The 15,960-nt window shown below is 72.0% G+C and carries 15 protein-coding genes; 7 read left to right on the top strand and 8 right to left on the bottom strand.

Annotation, left to right across the window (positions count from 1 at the left end; all coding sequences use genetic code 11):
• Window positions 1-52 precede the first annotated feature (52 nt).
• From ACQUS7_RS13305 to ACQUS7_RS13285, 5 genes are all read right to left on the bottom strand, one after another.
• Window positions 53-1,189 carry a succinylglutamate desuccinylase/aspartoacylase family protein gene (locus ACQUS7_RS13305; protein ID WP_435124589.1) on the bottom strand — a complete coding sequence of 379 codons (1,137 nt, stop codon included), beginning with the start codon at window positions 1,187-1,189 and terminating at the stop codon, window positions 53-55.
• A gap of 88 nt (window positions 1,190-1,277) precedes the next feature.
• The gene (locus tag ACQUS7_RS13300; RefSeq protein WP_435147621.1) at window positions 1,278-2,276 is read right to left on the bottom strand and encodes an RNA-guided pseudouridylation complex pseudouridine synthase subunit Cbf5; all 999 of its coding nucleotides are present in this window, start codon (window positions 2,274-2,276) and stop codon (window positions 1,278-1,280) included.
• Window positions 2,277-2,279: 3 nt separating this feature from the next.
• Window positions 2,280-2,858 carry a (d)CMP kinase gene (gene cmk / locus ACQUS7_RS13295; protein WP_435124594.1) on the bottom strand — a complete coding sequence of 193 codons (579 nt, stop codon included), beginning with the start codon at window positions 2,856-2,858 and terminating at the stop codon, window positions 2,280-2,282.
• A gap of 95 nt (window positions 2,859-2,953) precedes the next feature.
• Window positions 2,954-3,679, bottom strand: a complete 726-nt coding sequence (locus ACQUS7_RS13290) for a MogA/MoaB family molybdenum cofactor biosynthesis protein (RefSeq protein WP_435147619.1) — start codon at window positions 3,677-3,679, stop codon at window positions 2,954-2,956.
• A 37-nt stretch (window positions 3,680-3,716) separates the two neighbouring features.
• A complete protein-coding gene (locus tag ACQUS7_RS13285; protein ID WP_435124599.1) occupies window positions 3,717-4,568 on the bottom strand; it encodes a helix-turn-helix transcriptional regulator in 852 nt (283 codons plus the stop codon).
• A gap of 289 nt (window positions 4,569-4,857) precedes the next feature.
• Here ACQUS7_RS13285 and ACQUS7_RS13280 point away from each other — a divergent pair, with 289 nt between their 5' ends.
• From ACQUS7_RS13280 to ACQUS7_RS13270, 3 genes are all read left to right on the top strand, one after another.
• Window positions 4,858-5,898, top strand: coding sequence for a zinc-binding dehydrogenase (locus ACQUS7_RS13280; protein ID WP_435147616.1), 1,041 nt, complete (start codon window positions 4,858-4,860; stop codon window positions 5,896-5,898).
• Window positions 5,888-6,298: a hypothetical protein gene (locus ACQUS7_RS13275; RefSeq protein ID WP_435124605.1), complete on the top strand. Its 411-nt coding sequence runs from the start codon at window positions 5,888-5,890 to the stop codon at window positions 6,296-6,298. Before ACQUS7_RS13280 ends, ACQUS7_RS13275 begins: the two co-directional genes overlap by 11 nt.
• Window positions 6,299-6,366: 68 nt before the next feature.
• On the top strand, window positions 6,367-7,269 hold the full coding sequence (locus tag ACQUS7_RS13270; RefSeq protein ID WP_435124608.1) for an alpha/beta fold hydrolase: 903 nt from the start codon (window positions 6,367-6,369) through the stop codon (window positions 7,267-7,269).
• Window positions 7,270-7,325: 56 nt separating this feature from the next.
• Here ACQUS7_RS13270 and ACQUS7_RS13265 read toward each other — a convergent pair whose 3' ends face one another.
• Together ACQUS7_RS13265 and ACQUS7_RS13260 are read right to left on the bottom strand one after the other, a co-directional pair.
• Window positions 7,326-9,122, bottom strand: a complete 1,797-nt coding sequence (locus ACQUS7_RS13265; RefSeq protein WP_435147614.1) for an ABC1 kinase family protein — start codon at window positions 9,120-9,122, stop codon at window positions 7,326-7,328.
• 5 nt (window positions 9,123-9,127) lie between these two features.
• On the bottom strand, window positions 9,128-9,478 hold the full coding sequence (locus ACQUS7_RS13260) for an Hsp20/alpha crystallin family protein (RefSeq protein ID WP_435124613.1): 351 nt from the start codon (window positions 9,476-9,478) through the stop codon (window positions 9,128-9,130).
• A 138-nt stretch (window positions 9,479-9,616) separates the two neighbouring features.
• Here ACQUS7_RS13260 and ACQUS7_RS13255 point away from each other — a divergent pair, with 138 nt between their 5' ends.
• The 3 genes from ACQUS7_RS13255 to ACQUS7_RS13245 all read left to right on the top strand — a co-directional run bounded on the left by ACQUS7_RS13255 (window position 9,617) and on the right by ACQUS7_RS13245 (window position 13,254).
• Window positions 9,617-9,832 carry a hypothetical protein gene (locus tag ACQUS7_RS13255; RefSeq protein ID WP_435124616.1) on the top strand — a complete coding sequence of 72 codons (216 nt, stop codon included), beginning with the start codon at window positions 9,617-9,619 and terminating at the stop codon, window positions 9,830-9,832.
• Window positions 9,833-9,925: 93 nt separating this feature from the next.
• The gene (locus tag ACQUS7_RS13250; protein ID WP_435147611.1) at window positions 9,926-11,317 is read left to right on the top strand and encodes a molybdopterin molybdotransferase MoeA; all 1,392 of its coding nucleotides are present in this window, start codon (window positions 9,926-9,928) and stop codon (window positions 11,315-11,317) included.
• Window positions 11,314-13,254 carry a molybdopterin biosynthesis protein gene (locus ACQUS7_RS13245; RefSeq protein WP_435147609.1) on the top strand — a complete coding sequence of 647 codons (1,941 nt, stop codon included), beginning with the start codon at window positions 11,314-11,316 and terminating at the stop codon, window positions 13,252-13,254. The genes ACQUS7_RS13250 and ACQUS7_RS13245 overlap by 4 nt, the downstream gene beginning before the upstream one ends.
• Window positions 13,255-13,628: 374 nt before the next feature.
• Here ACQUS7_RS13245 and ACQUS7_RS13240 read toward each other — a convergent pair whose 3' ends face one another.
• The gene (locus ACQUS7_RS13240; protein ID WP_435147607.1) at window positions 13,629-14,645 is read right to left on the bottom strand and encodes a PhoU domain-containing protein; all 1,017 of its coding nucleotides are present in this window, start codon (window positions 14,643-14,645) and stop codon (window positions 13,629-13,631) included.
• A gap of 282 nt (window positions 14,646-14,927) precedes the next feature.
• On the opposite strand from ACQUS7_RS13240, the gene ACQUS7_RS13235 reads away from it, so the two are divergent.
• A complete protein-coding gene (locus ACQUS7_RS13235; RefSeq protein ID WP_435124627.1) occupies window positions 14,928-15,935 on the top strand; it encodes a phosphate ABC transporter substrate-binding protein PstS family protein in 1,008 nt (335 codons plus the stop codon).
• Window positions 15,936-15,960 lie beyond the last annotated feature (25 nt).

Genomic DNA, 15,960 nt, shown 5'->3' with positions numbered 1-15,960 from the left:
CCGTTCGGATTCGCCGTTTCAGCGGCCGCCGCCGGAGTTGTCTCCTGCCGTGTCAGGCTCGGCCGTCGTCGCCGCCGCCGTTTCCGTCGTCTCCGCCGTCGGGGTCGCGCGGCACGACGAGCGGCCCGTCGTCGCGGACCGCCATGCTCGCCACCGCCTCGCCTTCGTAGGCTGCGAGCCCTTCGGCGTGCGCGACGACGTAGCCGTCGCGGTCGGATTCGACTTCGGCGAGCGGCGCGCCGTGCGGCGACACCACGTCGGCGACGACGTCGCCGGCGGACACCTCGTCGCCGGGTTCGACGCGGTGCCGAACCAGCCCCGCGGTGTCGGTGCGCGGCCCGACGAACCGACGCACCGGGTAGTCGACCGGGGCGTCCGGGACGCCGTCGCCCGGTTCGCCGACGTCGGCCGGCGGCGCGTCGAGCAGCCCGAACTCGACGGCGACCCCGAAGACACCGGCGACGCCGGCCGCGCGGGCGTCCTCCTCGACGACGCTGTGCCCGCCGAGCTCCGCGGTGAACGCCGGGACGCCGGCGGTGTTCAGCGCCGCGCCGGCGAGCGACCGCTGCAGCGACTCCTCGACGTACTCCTCGGCGGGGTACTCCCGGAGCGCCGGCAGCCCGAACGCCGACACCAGCCGGCCGAGTTCCTCCGAGAGCGCCTCGGCCTCCGCCTCAGTGCGCTCGTCGCCGTACAGCACCCGGTCGCGGATGCTGAACGGGACGGAGCCGACCTGCGCCGTGTGGCAGTCCACGAGCAGGTCCGCGGTCTCCGCGAACGCCTCGTACAGCCGGCTGTCGATTCGCTCCTGCGTCTCCGGCGGCCGCGTCGACTCGCGCTCCACGTCCGGGAAGTACCGGTTCGGGTCGTGGTCGCCGTAGTACGACGTCCGCTCGTTCCGCCGGAGCCCCGCCGGGTTCACCGTCGGCACCACGACCACGGCGCCGGCGAGTTCGGCCGCCAGCCCCCGCGCCTCGACGGCGACGTCCTGCGCGACCGCGACGCCGGTCGCTTCGTCGCCGTGCACGCCGCCGGTCACCCACAGCGTCGGCCCGTCCGCCGCGCCGTTGACGACCACCACCGGGAGGCGCTCGGCGCGCCCCGTCGGGTGGTCCGCCGCCACCAGCCAGCCGTCGGCCGATTCGCCCGGTGCAGCCGCCGTAGACCCGACTTCGAGCGTCTCGTCCATACCGCACCGTCGCTCTTGGGCGGGAAAAACCTCGGCTCACCGGCACGCTACGGTGGACGGACGTCGCCGACCGCGACGCCGCGCCGAGTCAGACGAGCACGCGCTCCAGCGACACGACCTCGCCGCTCGACGCCTCCGGGTCGCCGACGAGCGTGCCGAGACAGACCGCCGACCCGTTCGGCGTGTAGCACGCCACGAGGTCGCCCACTGTCGGGGCGTCACCGGCGAACTCCGGCACCGGGTCGGTCGCCGGCGCGACGTCGAGGACGCCGGGGGCGTACACCGGCGCGCCGTTCGCGATTTCCGCGGCCGCGCTCTCCGCGACCGTGACCCGCGGCAGATGCGTCAGCGCCCGCTCGGCCGGCTGAACCACGTCTCGCAGCAGCGACTCGTCGGGCTCGGCGGCGTCGCCGTCGCGGTCGTCGTTGCGGTCGCGGTCGCGGTCGTCGTTGCGGTCGCGGTCGCCGTCCCCCCCGTCGTGTTTGTCGACCGCGCCGGCGCCGGCGAACGCGAGGCCGTCGACGAGGTCCGTCATCGCGTGGAGGTCGCGGTCGTCGAACGGGTCGGTCGCGGTGCGGCGCAGGTCGCCCATGTGGCCGCCGGTGCCGAGCGCCAGCCCGACGTCGTGACACAGTTTCCGGACGTACGTCCCGGACTCACACCGGACGCGGAGCAGTAACTGCCGGTCCGTCGAGTCCAGCACGTCCAGCGCGTACACCTCGCGGGTGCGGAGCCGGCGCTTCACGGCGGACTTCCGCGGCGGCTTCTGGTAGAGGTCGCCTTCGAACTCCGCGACGACGCGCTCGGCGTCGGTCGGCGCGCTTCCGTGCAGTTCCAGCACCGCGACGTACTCCTTGGCGCCTTCGAGGAACACCTGCGCGAGCCGGGTCGCATCGCCCGTCAGCACCGGGAGACAGCCCGTCACTTTCGGGTCGAGCGTCCCGGCGTGGGCGGCGCGGTCGACGCCGGCGGCGTCGCGGACCCACGCGCTCACCTGGTGGGCGGAGGGCCCCGGCGGCTTGTCGAGGTTGACGACGCCGAACGAGAGCAGGTCGTCGACGCTCCGGTCGTCGGGTGCTGGACGCATCGGTCAGAAGTCGTAGTCGACGTTCTCCACCGGCGCCTTCCCCTCGTCCGTGTCGGGGTCGTACGAGTCGATGGCGGTCGTCAACATCCCGAGGACGCCCTCCGGCGACCACCGCGCCGTGTTGTAGCTGATGTCGTAGATGGTGAGGTCGCCGATGTCGATGTTGTAGTACTCGCGGTACCGCTTCGCCTCGCTGATTTCGCGGCGCCGCGTCTCCTCGCGGACCTGCTCGACCGGCTTGCCTTCGCGGTCGGCGATGCGCTCACAGCGGATGCCGAGCGGCGCGTCGAGCCAGATGCGGAGGTCGGCGTGTTCGGCCGCGAGCCAGCCGGCGAGCCGCGACTCCAGCAGCACGTCGTCGCGGTCGACGGCGACGCTGCGCAGCCGCCGGTCGAGGTCGCGGTCGATCTGGTCGTCCTCCTCGGCGAGTTCGTTGAACTCCACCGGCGTCATGTCGCGTTCGGCGGCGAGTTCTCGGAAGATGTCGCCGCCGGAGATGTGCTCCAGCTGGAAGGCTTCCGCGAGCGACGCCGCCGTGGTGCTCTTCCCGCTGCCCGGCGGGCCGGAGACCGTAATCAACATAGCGTCACTCCGCCGCTCGCACCCAAGAAGGTGTCCATCCCGCGCCCCCGTGCGCCGCGTTCCCGTGTCGCCGACGCCGGCCGAACCGCCGCGACTCAGTTCCCGTCGCCGGTCCCGCTGCTGCTCTCGTCGTCGCCGTTCTCGTCGTCGTGTTCGCCGCGGGTGGCCAGCCCGACGAGGTGGCCCGCTTCCGCCGTGATAATCTCCTCGGCGCCGAGCCGCGCCGCGTTCTCGCTGCCCGGCAGGCAGAACACGGGGACGCCGTCGGCGACGCCGCCGGTGGCGCGGGTGCCGACGACCGCCGTCCCGATTTCCGCCCGCGAGAGCGTCCGGAACAGTTCTCCGAACCCCGGCAGCCGCTTTTCGAACAGCGGCCGCACCGCCTCGACGGTCACGTCGTCCGGCGTCACGCCCGTCCCGCCGGTCGTCACCACGACGTCGACGTCGTCGCGCTCCACCAGCCGGTCCACCGCGCTCTGCACGCCGTCGTAGTCGTCGTTCACGAGGTCCCGCGTCGCCACCTCGCCGCCCGCGTCCTCGACGGCGGCCACGACGGCGTCCCCGGACGGGTCGTCGTCGATGCGGCGGGTCGACGACACCGTCACGACCGCGTACCCGACCGTGTCGACGTCGTGTTCGTGGTGGTGGTCGTCGCCGTGGTGGTCGTCGCCGTGGTGGTCGTCGCCGTGGTGGTCGTGTCCGTCCGCGTGGTCGTGGTCGTCGTCGGTCGCGTGGTCGCCGTCCGCGCCTCGATGGCCGTTGTCGTCGGCGTGCTCGCCGTCTGCGTCGCGTCCGCCGCCGTGGCTGGCTTCGTCGGTCACGGCTCGCGGTACGGCCGCGGGTCACAAAACTCCGGGCCTACCCGGCGGCGTCGGCGTCGACGTCGGCGTCGGCGCGGTCGGCCGAGAAGTCGAAGTCGCCCGCGGCGACGTCGTCCACGACGGCCGGCGTGACCGGGGCGCTCCGGTCGCGGACGCGCGCGAACCGGTCGCGGGCCCACTCCACGGCGTCCTCGTCGTCGTTGAGCGCGACGCCCCGCACGCCGGTGTCGGTGTAGACGACGACGCCGGCCTGGTCGTCGCCGGTGAGCCACAGGCCGAACCGGGCGGGCACGCGGCCGCACCGCAGCCGCATCTCGCCGTCGCGGACGGACTGCTTGACGCCGTCGCCGAGCGTCTCCACGAGGTGGTCGAGGACGCCCGGCGTCACGACGAGCTCGGGCGGCTCTGCGCCGCCGCCCGCCGCGTCGCCGAACGACTCGACGTGGCCGGTGAGCGCGACGGGCGCGACGCCGCGAATCCGAGCGTCGTCGCTGACGCTGTCGAGCAGGACGTCGACGACGCCGTCCGGGGCGTCGGGGCACGACAGGTGGACGTCGGCGCCGTCGAGGAAGTCGGCGCACAGCGCCGTGTCCGCGGGGAGCGCGTCGAGCAGTTCGGCGGCGTCCGTGAGGCCGCCGAGTCGACTCCGGTAGTCGTCGTGGACGGCGAGCGCCTCGCGGCCGAACGTCGTCGCGCGGTAGCCGCCGTTCGCCGCCTCGGCGAGGCCGACGTCGGTCAGTTCGCCGACCGCGCGGTCGAGCGTCGTCCGCGGCGTGTCGAGCCTGTCGACGAGGTCGCGCTTCTCGACGGGGCCGTCGGCGAGCGCGTCGAGGCAGTCGCGCCGCTTCGCGAGGACGTCGGCGACCGTCTCCGTGTCCGCACCGTTCATCTGTCCGATAACTCGGCTCCTCCCGCATTTGTGTTGCGCTTCCGGGAAGCCGCCCGCCGGCTCCGGGGTCGCCCGCGACGCGGGAAGATTCCCGACCGGTGGGGTAAGGTAGCCCGCGGCGAAAGCAGGTCACGCTGGCACCCCACTGACCGCCCTCCAGCCGGCAGCAGTCCGCGTCCCCCCTCTCTTCGCGCGCCCGCCGACTGCCGACGTTCGCCGGCCGACCACTGCCGTCCACCCGCCGACAGTCGGGGGTAGCGTTTTGACCCCCGCGGTGTCATCAACAATCATGCAAGCCGTTCAGTTCTCCGAGCACGGCGACCGAGACGTCCTCGAATACGGCGAGTTCCCCGACCCGGAGCCGGGACGGGACGACGTCCTCGTCGACGTGAAAGCCGCGGCGCTGAACCACCTCGACATCTGGACGCGGAAAGGGATGCCCGGCATCGACCTCGACATGCCGCACATCCCCGGCAGCGACGCCGCCGGCGTCGTCACCGAGGTCGGCGACGACGTCACCCGGTTCGAGCCGGGCGACCACGTCGCCGTCTCAGCCGGCGTCGCCTGCGGCGACTGCGAGTTCTGCCGGCACGGCGAGGAGTCGATGTGCGTCGACTTCCACATCCTCGGCGAACACGTCCGCGGCGTCCACGCCGAACAGGCCGCCGTCCCGCAGGACAACCTCGTCGCGGTGCCGGACCACGTCGACTGGGAGACCGCCGGCTCCGCGTCGCTCGTCTTCCAGACCGCGTGGCGGATGCTGGTGACCCGCGCCGAACTCGAACCGAGCGAGTCCGTCCTCGTCCTCGGCGCCTCCGGCGGCGTCGGCCACGCCGCCGTCCAGATCGCGGACTACGTCGGCGCCGAGGTGTACGCCACGGCGTCCTCCGAGGAGAAACTGCGGTACGCCGAGGAGTGCGGCGCCGACCACGTCGTGAACTACGAGGAGGAGGACCTCGCGGACTGGGTCCGCGACGAGACCGGCCGCCGCGGCGTCGACGTCGTCGTCGACCACATCGGCGCGGCGACGTGGCGCGACTCGCTGAAGTCGCTCGCGAAGGGCGGCCGCATCGTCACATGCGGCGCCACCACCGGCGGCCGCCCGGAGACCGACATCAACCGCATCTTCTGGAACCAGCTGTCGGTCATCGGCTCCACGATGGCGACGCCCGGCGAGGTCGACGACGTCCTCGAACTCGTCTGGGACGGCACCTTCGAGCCGCGCGTCCGCGACGTCGTCCCGATGTCCGAGCCGGCGGCCGCGCACGAACTCATCGAAAACCGGGAGGGCTTTGGGAAGGTGGTGGTGAAACCAGACAGTGAACTCTGAGGAGACGAACACCGGCGCCGCGGAGACCGACGCGGACGCCGGCGCTGCCGCCGGCACTGGCGCCAGCGACGACGCCGACGCGGCTACCGCCGACGCGGCTGGCGACGAGCCGGGCGGCTACGTCCACCGACCGGGCGCCGTCGACGGCGGCGACGCTGCCGCGGCGGACGGCGACGCGGACGACGACGAGCAACAGGACCTCGGCCGCGCCGGCTGGGTGCTCGTCGCCGTCGTCGTCGTCGCGTTCCTCGTCGTCCCCGGAATCATCTACCTCCGGCCGACCACACCCGACGAACTCGGTCTCGACTTCCTCGCCGCGATGCTCGTGCTGCCGTTCATCCCCGCGCTGCTGCTCGGCGTGACGGCGGTGTGGAGCCTCGCCGCGGGCAACCGCAGCTAGGCGGGTCGCCGGCCGGGCGCGCTGCGGGAGCCGCTACGTTTTCGCCGCGCCCGCTGGTACGCCCGCCCGTGACCGACTCGTCGCCCGTCACGGACGGCGCGCCCGACCTCCCGGACGACGTCCCGGGCGAGTCGCGGTTCGTCGAGGCGAACGGCCGGCGGTTCCACGCCGTCGAAGCCGGGCCGACGCGGGGCGACCTCGTCGTGCTGCTCCACGGCTTCCCGGAGTTCTGGTACGCCTGGCGCGACCTGCTCCGGCCGCTCGCCGACGCCGGCCACCACGTCGTCGCCCTCGACCAGCGCGGCTACAACCGCAGCGAGAAGCCGTCGGCCGTCCGCGACTACCACGTCGACCGGCTCGCCGCCGACGTCGCCGGCGTCGTCGACGCGTACGGCCGCGAGGAGGCCGCGCTCGTCGGCCACGACTGGGGCGGCCTCGTCGCCTGGTGGGTCGCGCTCCACAGCCCCGACCGCGTCTCCGCGCTCGTCGCCGCGAACGCGCCCCACCCCAGGGTGTTCCGCGACGCGCTGACGAGCGACCCGGTCCAGTTGCTCCGGCAGAGCTACGCCGCGTTCTTCCAGCTTCCGGCGCTGCCGGAGGCCGCCTGCCGCGCGCTGAACTGGCGGCTGCTCACCTGGCTGCTCCGCTGGTCGTCGCTCCCCGGGACGTTCTCCGACCGGGCGCTGTCGCGGTACCGCGACGCGTGGAGCCGGCCGGCGGCGCTCAGGTCGATGCTGCACTGGTACCGCGCCGCCGCCCGGTACCGGCCGACGCCCGACGCCGACCGCGTCACCGTCCCGACGCGCGTCGTCTGGGGCGGCCGGGACCGCGTGCTTCCGAAGCGACTCGCCTACGAGAGCGCCGACCGCTGTGACGACGCGCGGCTCACGACGTTCGACGACGCGACCCACTGGGTCCACCACGAGCGCCCGGTCGACGTCGCCGACGCGGTACTCGACGAACTCGAATAGGCCGTCGCCGGCCATCGGTCGTCGGGCGGCGGCCGCCGGTCGCCGGCCGCCTGCCGTTACTTCTCGTCGTCCGACCCGCCGTTGCGGTCGCCGCCCGCCCCGACGTCCCGGTCGACGGAGCGTTCGATGCCCGTGGCGGCGCCGCCGTCGGAGTCGTCCGGGCTCTGCCGCTGCCGCATCTTCTGCCGCGTGAACTGCGGGCTCGCCTGGATGCCGCGCTCGCGCGTCCGCCGGAACGACCGGTAGAGGAAGAACAGCATCGGCAGCGTCGCGACGACGATTCCGGCTGCGACGTACGTGTCGAGCAGCGCCGTCGCCGGCGTCCGGAACGAGTAGATGATGGCCGCAGACAGCAGCCCGACGGCGGTCAGAATCGCGTACGAGATGCGTTTCGCGAGGTCGTCGAGCACGTCGTTGCCGTCCTCGATGTTGACGTTCACGGTGAGGTCTTCGCGCTGCACCGAGTCGAGGACGCTGTCGAGTTTCGGCGGCACCGTCACCATCGCCTCCGCGGTGTCGCGCACCTGCTCGCCGGCCTCCTTCGCGAACCGCTCGGCGGACCGTTCGAGGTAGCCTTCGGCTTTCAGGTAGTCCGTGGCGACGTCGATGAAGTCGAACTCTGGGTCGAGCGTCACGCAGACGCCCTCGACGACGGTGGCGACCCGCAGCACCAGCGCCATGTTCTGCGGGAGCCGCAGCGGGAACTCGTACATCGTCGACTCCACCTGCTGGATGACCTGCTGGACGCGGTACTGCCCGATGTCCTCGCCGCGGACGTCCGCGATGGCGAGCTCCATCACGTCGGCCATCACGTCCCGGTCGGCCTCCGGGCTGAGCGTCCCCATCTCGACGAGCGCGTCGAGGATGCCGTCGATGTCCTGGTTCGCGATGGCGACGTAGAAGTCGACGATGCGCTCTTGGATGAACGGGTCGACGCGGCCGCTCATCCCGAAGTCGTAGAAGATGATGCGGCCCTCCTCTGTCACCGCGAGGTTCCCGGGGTGCGGGTCCGCGTGGAAGACGCCGTCGTCGATTATCATCTGCAGGTAGACGGTTTCGAGCGTCGACGCGAGCTCCGTCCGGTCGATGCCCATCTCGTCGAGCGCCTCGGTGTCCGAAATCTTCGTGCCGGGCCGGTACTCCATCGTGAGCACGCGGCCGGTGGAGGCGTCGTCGACGGTGCGCGGAATCACGATGCGGTCGTGGTCGCCGACGTTCCCGCGGATCTCTTCGAGCATCCGCTTTTCGCGCCGGTAGTCCATCTCCTGGTTGATGGTGCGGTCGAACTCGTCGGCGAGGTTCGACAGCGAGAACGCCTGGCCGCTGCCGACGAACCACGTCACGACCGGGAGCAGCCACTTGATGACGCGGAGGTCGGCGTTCACCAGTTCCTCGATGCCGGGCCGCCGAACCTTGACGGCGACGCGCTCGCCGCGGAACGTCGCGGCGTACACCTGCCCGAGGCTGGCGCCCGAAATCGGCTCCGTGTCGAACTCGTCGAACGCGTCGTCGACCGGGCCGAGCTCCGCTTCGAGCACGGCTTCCGCGTCGCTCCACGGCGCAGGCGGCACGTCGTCTTGCAGCGACGACAGCACGTCGACGTACTCCGGCGGCAGCACGTCGGGCCGCGTCGACAGAATCTGGCCGAGCTTGATGAACGTCGGGCCGAGAGTCAGCAGCGTCTCCAGGAGCACCTCGGCGCGCCGCACCCGCGTCTCGGGGGTGACGTCGCGCGACCGGCCGAACAGCAGGAACCGGCGTCGGTCGCGGAGGTACGCGACGACGAGCGGCAGGAACCGGTAGACGACGACCGGGAACCGCCTGTAGGCGCGGAGGAATGCCAGCGTCACCACCCGCGTTACTCGTCCGTGACGGGGACGGCGTGTTCGGCGGCGGTGCGCTTCGGCAGCCGCACCTCGAGCACGCCGCGGTCCATCGAGGCGTCGCCGTCGCCGGCGGCGTCCCGCGGCAGCGGCAGCGTCGCTTCGAGGAACAGCGACCGGTTCTCCTCGACGTAGTCGAACTCGGCCGGCGGCTTCTTCTCGCGGCGCGCCTCGATTCGGAGCCGGTCGCCCTCGAAGACCACGTCGGTCGTCTCGGCGGACGCGCCGGGCAGGTCGACGACGAGCAGGTAGGCGTCGTCGCGTTCGAGGAGGTCCGCGAACACGGCCTCGGGGAGTTCCCGGAGCGCCTCGCGCAGCTTCGACATACACCGTCGTTGGGCCGGGCGGTCGAAAAAGGCCGCGGTGCCGCCGACCGCTGACCGCGGACTGCCGACCGCGAACAACTCTGTGTGCTATCCTCTCCCAATGATTTATCAGAAAGGGGGCCTACGTTGCCGGTAGTCATGTCCGAGGAGGGGAGCGTGGAGACGGACGCGTCGCCGCCAGTGCACGCCGAATCGCCCGACGTCCCGGTGTCTGTCGCGGCGGTCCCGCCGGACACGCCGGAGGAGGTCATCGCGCCCGTCAGGCCGGTCGCCACGGTCCGCGGGCTGCTCGACGGCGTCCGGCGCCGCGGCACCCGCGCCCGCAGACTGCTCTCCCGCCGCGGCTCGAACTGACGGCACGGGCGGCGGTTCGCCCCGACCGGCGCGGGTGGCCGCCGGTTCGCCGCGAGTACGGCTCTTTTACCCTCGCCGCCGTAACCACACGGTATGAGCGAAGAACGGACGCACGCCGGATTCAAGCGCCGGACGCGGCTGGCTGCGGCCCGCGAGCGGCTGCTGGCCGCGGCGACGCCGCACGGCCGCACCGAGTCGGTTCCGCTGTCGGCCGCGGACGGCCGAGCGGTCGCCGAGGCGGTCACGTCGTCGGTCGACGTCCCCGGCTACGACCGGGCGGCGATGGACGGCTGGGCGGTCCGCGCCGAGGACACCTTCGGCGCGTCAGACCGGTCGCCCGCCGCACTGCGCATCGTCGGCGGCGTCGGCGACGACGGCAACGACGGTGGCGAGTCCGGCGACGCCGTCGGGCCGGGGGAGGCGGTCCGCGTCGACACCGGAGCGGAACTCCCCCCCGGGGCCGACGCGGTCGTCCGGAGCGAGGACGGGGAAGCCCGCGGCGACGACCTGTCCGTGTTCGGCGCCGTCGCGGCCGGCGAGAACGTCGGCGAACGCGGCGAGGACGTCGCCGCCGGCGACGCAGTCGTCGAGCCGCCACACTGGCTCCGGCCGTCCGACCTCGGGCTGCTGAAAGCCGTCGGCGAAACCGAGGTCGCGGTCGCGGAGCCGCCGACGGTCGCCGTGATTCCGACCGGCGAGGAGCTCGTGCAGGCCGACCCGTCGCCGGGCGAGGTCATCGAGACGAACGGGCTGACGGTGTCGCGGCTCGCCGAGCGCTGGGGCGCCGCGGCGACGCACCGCGACGTCGTCACCGACGACGCCGACGCGCTCGCCGCCGCCGTCGGCCGCGACACCGACCACGACGTCGTCGTCACCACCGGCGGCTCCTCCGTCGGCGACCGCGACCTCGTCCCGGACGTCGTCGCCGACGCCGGCGAGGTGCTGGTCCACGGCGTCGCTATCAAGCCCGGCCACCCGGTCGCCCTCGGCCGCGTCGACGACACGCCGGTCGTGATGCTGCCCGGCTACCCGGTCGCCTGCATCGTCGGCGCCGTCCAGTTCCTCCGGCCGCTCCTCGCCGCAGTCGGCGGATTCCCGGCCGACCCGCCGCCGACGCGGCGCGCCACGCTCACCCGGAAAGTGCGGAGCGAACCCGGCGTCAGGACGTTCGCCCGCGTGACGCTCGACGACTCGGACGACGAGCTGGGCGACGAGCCGGGCGAATCAGGAGCCGAAACGGAGGACGGCGACGCGGCGCCCGGCAGCCCGGACACGACCGCGACGCCCGCGGCGGCCGACGCCGAGTCCGCGACGACGGCGACGACGGAGACGCCGGCAGTGACGGCGACGCCGACGCGGTCGTCGGGGGCGGGCGTGCTCTCGTCGGCGGCGCGCGCCGATGGCTGGGTCGTCGTCCCCGAGTCGCGGGAGGGGTTCGACGCCGGCGAGCCCGTGGACGTCGAGCTGTGGGAGGTGGGCCGATGAGCGACCGGAAGGAGTTCCGCGACCTCGCGTCGTCCGCCGAGGCCCGCGAGGCCGTCGAGTCGCTCGACCTCGCGCCGGACCCGGAGACCGTGCCGCTCCGGGAGGCGCGCAGCCGCGTGCTCGCCGAGCGCGTCGACGCCGACCTCGACGTCCCCGGGTTCGACCGGGCGGCGATGGACGGCTACGCTGTCCGCGCCCGCGACACCTTCGGCGCGGACGAAGCCGACCCGGCGGTGCTCGACCGCGTCGGCGCGGTCCACGCCGGCGCCGAACCGGACGTGACGGTGGAGCCGGGGACGTGCGCCGAAATCTCCACGGGCGCCGTGATGCCGGACGGCGCCGACGCCGTCGTGATGGTCGAACGGACCTCCGAAGTCGACGGCAGCGAGGGCGCGGGCGGGGGAGGGGACGAGGACGGCGACGCCACCGAAATCGAGGTTCGGTCGTCGGTGACGCCGGGCGAGCACGTGATGGTCGCCGGCGCCGACATCGCCGCCGGGTCGCGGGCGCTCGGCCCCGGGACGGAGCTGACGCCGCGCGAAATCGGGCTGCTGTCCGCGCTCGGCGTCGACGAGGTGCCGGTGCGCGGCCGGCCGACGGTCGGCATCGTCTCCACCGGCGACGAACTGGTCCGGCCGGGCGGCGACCTGCACAGCGAACGCGGCCAGATATACGACGTGAACAGCTACACCGTCGCCGCCGGCGTCGAGGAGGCCGGCGGCGAGCCGCGGCTCTACCCGCACGTCGGCGACGACTACGACGAACTGGAGCGCGTCCTCGTCGACGCCAGCGAGGAGTGCGACCTCGTGCTGTCGTCCGGGTCGACGTCCGCCTCGGCCGTCGACGTGGTGTACCGCGTCATCGAGGAGCGCGGCGACCTGCTGCTCCACGGCGTCGCGCTGAAGCCCGGCAAGCCGATGCTGGTCGGCACCGTCGGCGACGCCGCCTACGTCGGCCTCCCGGGCTACCCGGTGTCGGCGCTCACCATCTTCCGCACCTTCGTCGCGCCCGCCGTCCGCGACGCCGCCGGGAAGCCCGACCCGCAGACCGCGTCGGTCGACGCCGAGATGGCGGTCCGCGAACGGTACAGCGAGGGCCGGATGCGCCTGCTCCCCGTCGGCCTCGTCGAGGACGGCGACGGCGGCACGCTCGCCTACCCGGTCGACAAGGGCTCCGGCGCGACCACGAGCCTCGTCGACGCCGACGGCGTCGTCGCCGTCGACCCGGACACCGAGTACCTCGCGGCCGGCGAACCGGTCACGGTCGACCTGTTCTCGCCGGACGTCCGCCCGCCCGAACTCTTCGGCGTCGGCGAGGACGACCCCGCGCTGTCACGGCTCCTCGACCGGCTCCCCCGGCCGCGCTACCTCCCGGTCGGCTCCCGCGAAGCCACCCGCCGGCTCCGCGACGGCGTCCCCGACGTCGCCGTCACCGCCGGCCCGGTCGGCGACGACCTCGACGCCGACCCGCTCGGCGGCTGGCGCCGCGACTGGGGGCTCGTCGTCCCCGCCGACAACCCCGACGACGTCGACGGCTTCGCGGCGCTCGTCGACCGCGACCTCCGGTTCGTCAACCGCGACAGCGGCTCCGGGCTGCGCGCCAGCCTCCGCGACCACGTCGCCGACCTCGCCGCCGACCGCGGCGTCTCCCGGCAGGAACTCACCGACGCCGTCGACGGCTACGACTTCACGGTCCGCGCCCACGAGTCGCCCGCCCGGTCCGTGCTCGACGGCGACGCCGACGCCGGCCTCGGCCTCCGCGCCACCGCCGACCGCCTCGGCCTCGGATTCGTCCCGCTCGGCACACAGGCCGTCCGCGTCCACGGGAACCCGGACCGACTCGGCAAGCCCGGCGTCGCCGCGCTCCGCGACGAACTCGACGCCACCGACGACGTCCTCCGCGACCTCGCCGGCTACGCACCCCTGACCGACGAATAGCCACCGCGGACGAAGACGGTTTTCGACTGTTCTGCTACGTTCGGTCGTTCTGGTACGGCTGTTCTGGTACTGTTCTCCCGCGTGGCGCGTGCCGGCGCGGCTCCGTCCGCGCCGGACGCGCGCGAGGGGCGAACGAGGAGCGAAGCGACGAGTGAGTCGGCTGGGGAGGGCGAGGCGTCTCGCCGCACCAGCAGCAGCGCGGTCGCGGCGGTCGCGGCGGTCGCGGCGGTCGCGGCGGTCGCGGTCGTGGCAGTCGCGGTAGTCGCGGTAGTCGCGGTAGTCGTCGCACTGGATTCGAAAAACCCCATCTCGGCAAGAACCGCCGCCACGACCCGGAAAGCCACGTACTGAAGAAACCTACGTATAAAACCGGATTACGGCGTCGGGGCGGCTTTCTGCAGCGCGGTCTCGGCGATGTTGCCGCCGTAGTCGGCGGACCGCGAGACGGAGTCGACGATGAGCCCGAGCAGTTGGGCGCGCGCCGGGTCGAGTCCGCGGAGCAGTTCGTCGATGCTGCGCGCCTCCTGGTCGACGCTGCGGACGGTGGCGCGGGCGTCGTTCGCGTTCCGCGTCGCCTCCGTGTTCTCCTCGGCGAACAGCGCGTCCATCGACCGGTCGACGACGTCGCGCGCCTCCACCTCCAGTTCCTGGATGGCGTCGAGCACCTCGTCGGGGACGTCGTCGTCGCCGCTGCGCTCGTCAAGTTCGAGCGTCAGATGCGCGATCTTGGTGGCGTGGTCGCCGATGCGTTCGAGCTGCCGGGCGCTCGAGTGGTAGTCGAAACACACCTCCCGCGCCAGCCCGAGTTCCTCTGCGGCCTTCGGCGTGCGGAGCGTCGCGCGGAAGATGCGGCTCACGACCATGTACAGCCGGTCGACGTCGTCGTCGCGCTGAATCACGTCCTTCGCCATGTCGTCGTCGTCCTCGGCGAGCGCCGCGACGGCGTCCTCCAGCATCGACAGCGCGATGAGCCGCATCCGCGTCACGGCGTTGTGAATCGACAGCTCCGAGGAGTCCAGCAGGTCGCGGATGACGACGCGGTCGCGCGTCTCCTCCAGCACCTCTAGGCCGACGAGGCTCTGCACCGAGTCGCGGATGGTGCGCCGCTGGTCGTTCGAGATGCGTCCCGTCTCCAGCGCGATGATGTCGAACCCGGAGACGTACATCGTCATCACCGCGCGCGTCAACTCCTCGCCGCCGAGGTCGCCGATGTCGAGCGTCCCCTCGGTGCGCTCCTCTTCGGTCTTCGGCGTCAAGAACAGCGAGTCCCCCTCCGGGTAGAACTCGACGGTGCTCCCCGCGCTGACGTCGTTTTCGGTCGCCCAGTCCTTCGGAATCGAGACGGTGTACGTGGAACCGCCGGTCACCTGGACTTTCCGGGTTTCGACCATAGTACGGATACGGGGAACGGACACCATAAATCTACTGCCGTATATTTATTCTACAGATATTCGCCGGGTAACGCCGGCCGAGACGACCGGATTCGGTGGTGTCAGGAGACTATCCACTCACCGGCCCGTTCTCCGAAAAGCCAAAATATCGGCGGTAAATGCCCCAATACGGTATATTGATGTCTCTCTCGATTCTCTATAACCGAGTCAGTGGTTCACAAGGGGAGGGATATATAGATTTCATAGTAGGGTATTTACGCGGCAACCGGCACGGTTCAGGTGATGACGGACACGCAGAACGGCGGCGGCGTCTCGCGGCGGAACTTCCTCGCGGCGGCCGGCGCGGTCGGCACCGTCGGCGTCGCGGGCTGCACCAGCAACCCGGGCTCGGGGAGCGGCAACAGCGGCGAACTCACCGGCAGCGTCGACATCGCGGGCAGCTCGACGGTGTTCCCGCTGGCGGTCGCGATGCGCAAGCGCTTCGTCGAGAAGCACCCGAAAGTCGACATCTCCGTGAAGTCCACCGGCTCCGGCGGCGGCTTCGCGAACTACTTCTGCCCCGGCGAAACCGACTTCAACAACGCCTCCCGCCCCATCAAGCAGGCGGAGAAACAGCAGTGTGCGAACAACGGCGTCTCGCCCGTCGAGATGAAGGTGGCGACCGACGCGCTCACCGTCGTCGTCAACCCGAAGGCCGACTGGTTCAAGGACGGCGACTGCATCACCGTCGAACAGCTCGCCGAAATCTGGTCGCCCGAATCGAAGCCGACCAAGTGGAGCGACGTCAACTCCGAGTGGCCCGACGAGAACATCCAGCTGTTCGGCCCGACCGACGCCTCCGGCACCTACGACTACTTCACCGAGGTCATCGTCGGCGAGGAAGGCGCCTCCCGCTCGGACTACCAGGCGACCGAACAGGACAACCAGATCATCAACGGCGTCGCCCAGAACGAGTACGCGATGGGCTACCTCGGGTTCGCCTACTACACCGAGAACAAAGACCGCGTGAAGGCGCTCGCCGTCGACAACGGCGACGGCTGCGTGAAACCCTCCATCGAGACGGCGAAAAGCGGCGAGTACGCGCCGCTCTCCCGGCCGCTGTTCACCTACGCCGCGAAGTCCTCGCTGTCGGAAGACCAGGTCGCCGAGTTCGCGAAGTACTGGATCGAACAGTCCACGAGCCAGAAAATCGTCGCGCAGTCAGTCGGCTACATCCCGAACTCCGAAGCGGAGAAGGAGGAGGCGATGAAGCGGCTCCAGACCGCCATCGACGAAGCCAACTCGAACTGACAGCGCCCCGTGAGAACCGAGCGAC

Source organism: Halobaculum sp. P14 (assembly GCF_051195155.1).
Lineage (GTDB): Archaea > Halobacteriota > Halobacteria > Halobacteriales > Haloferacaceae > JBNTKA01.
This window is presented reverse-complemented; position numbering and strand designations above follow the sequence as displayed.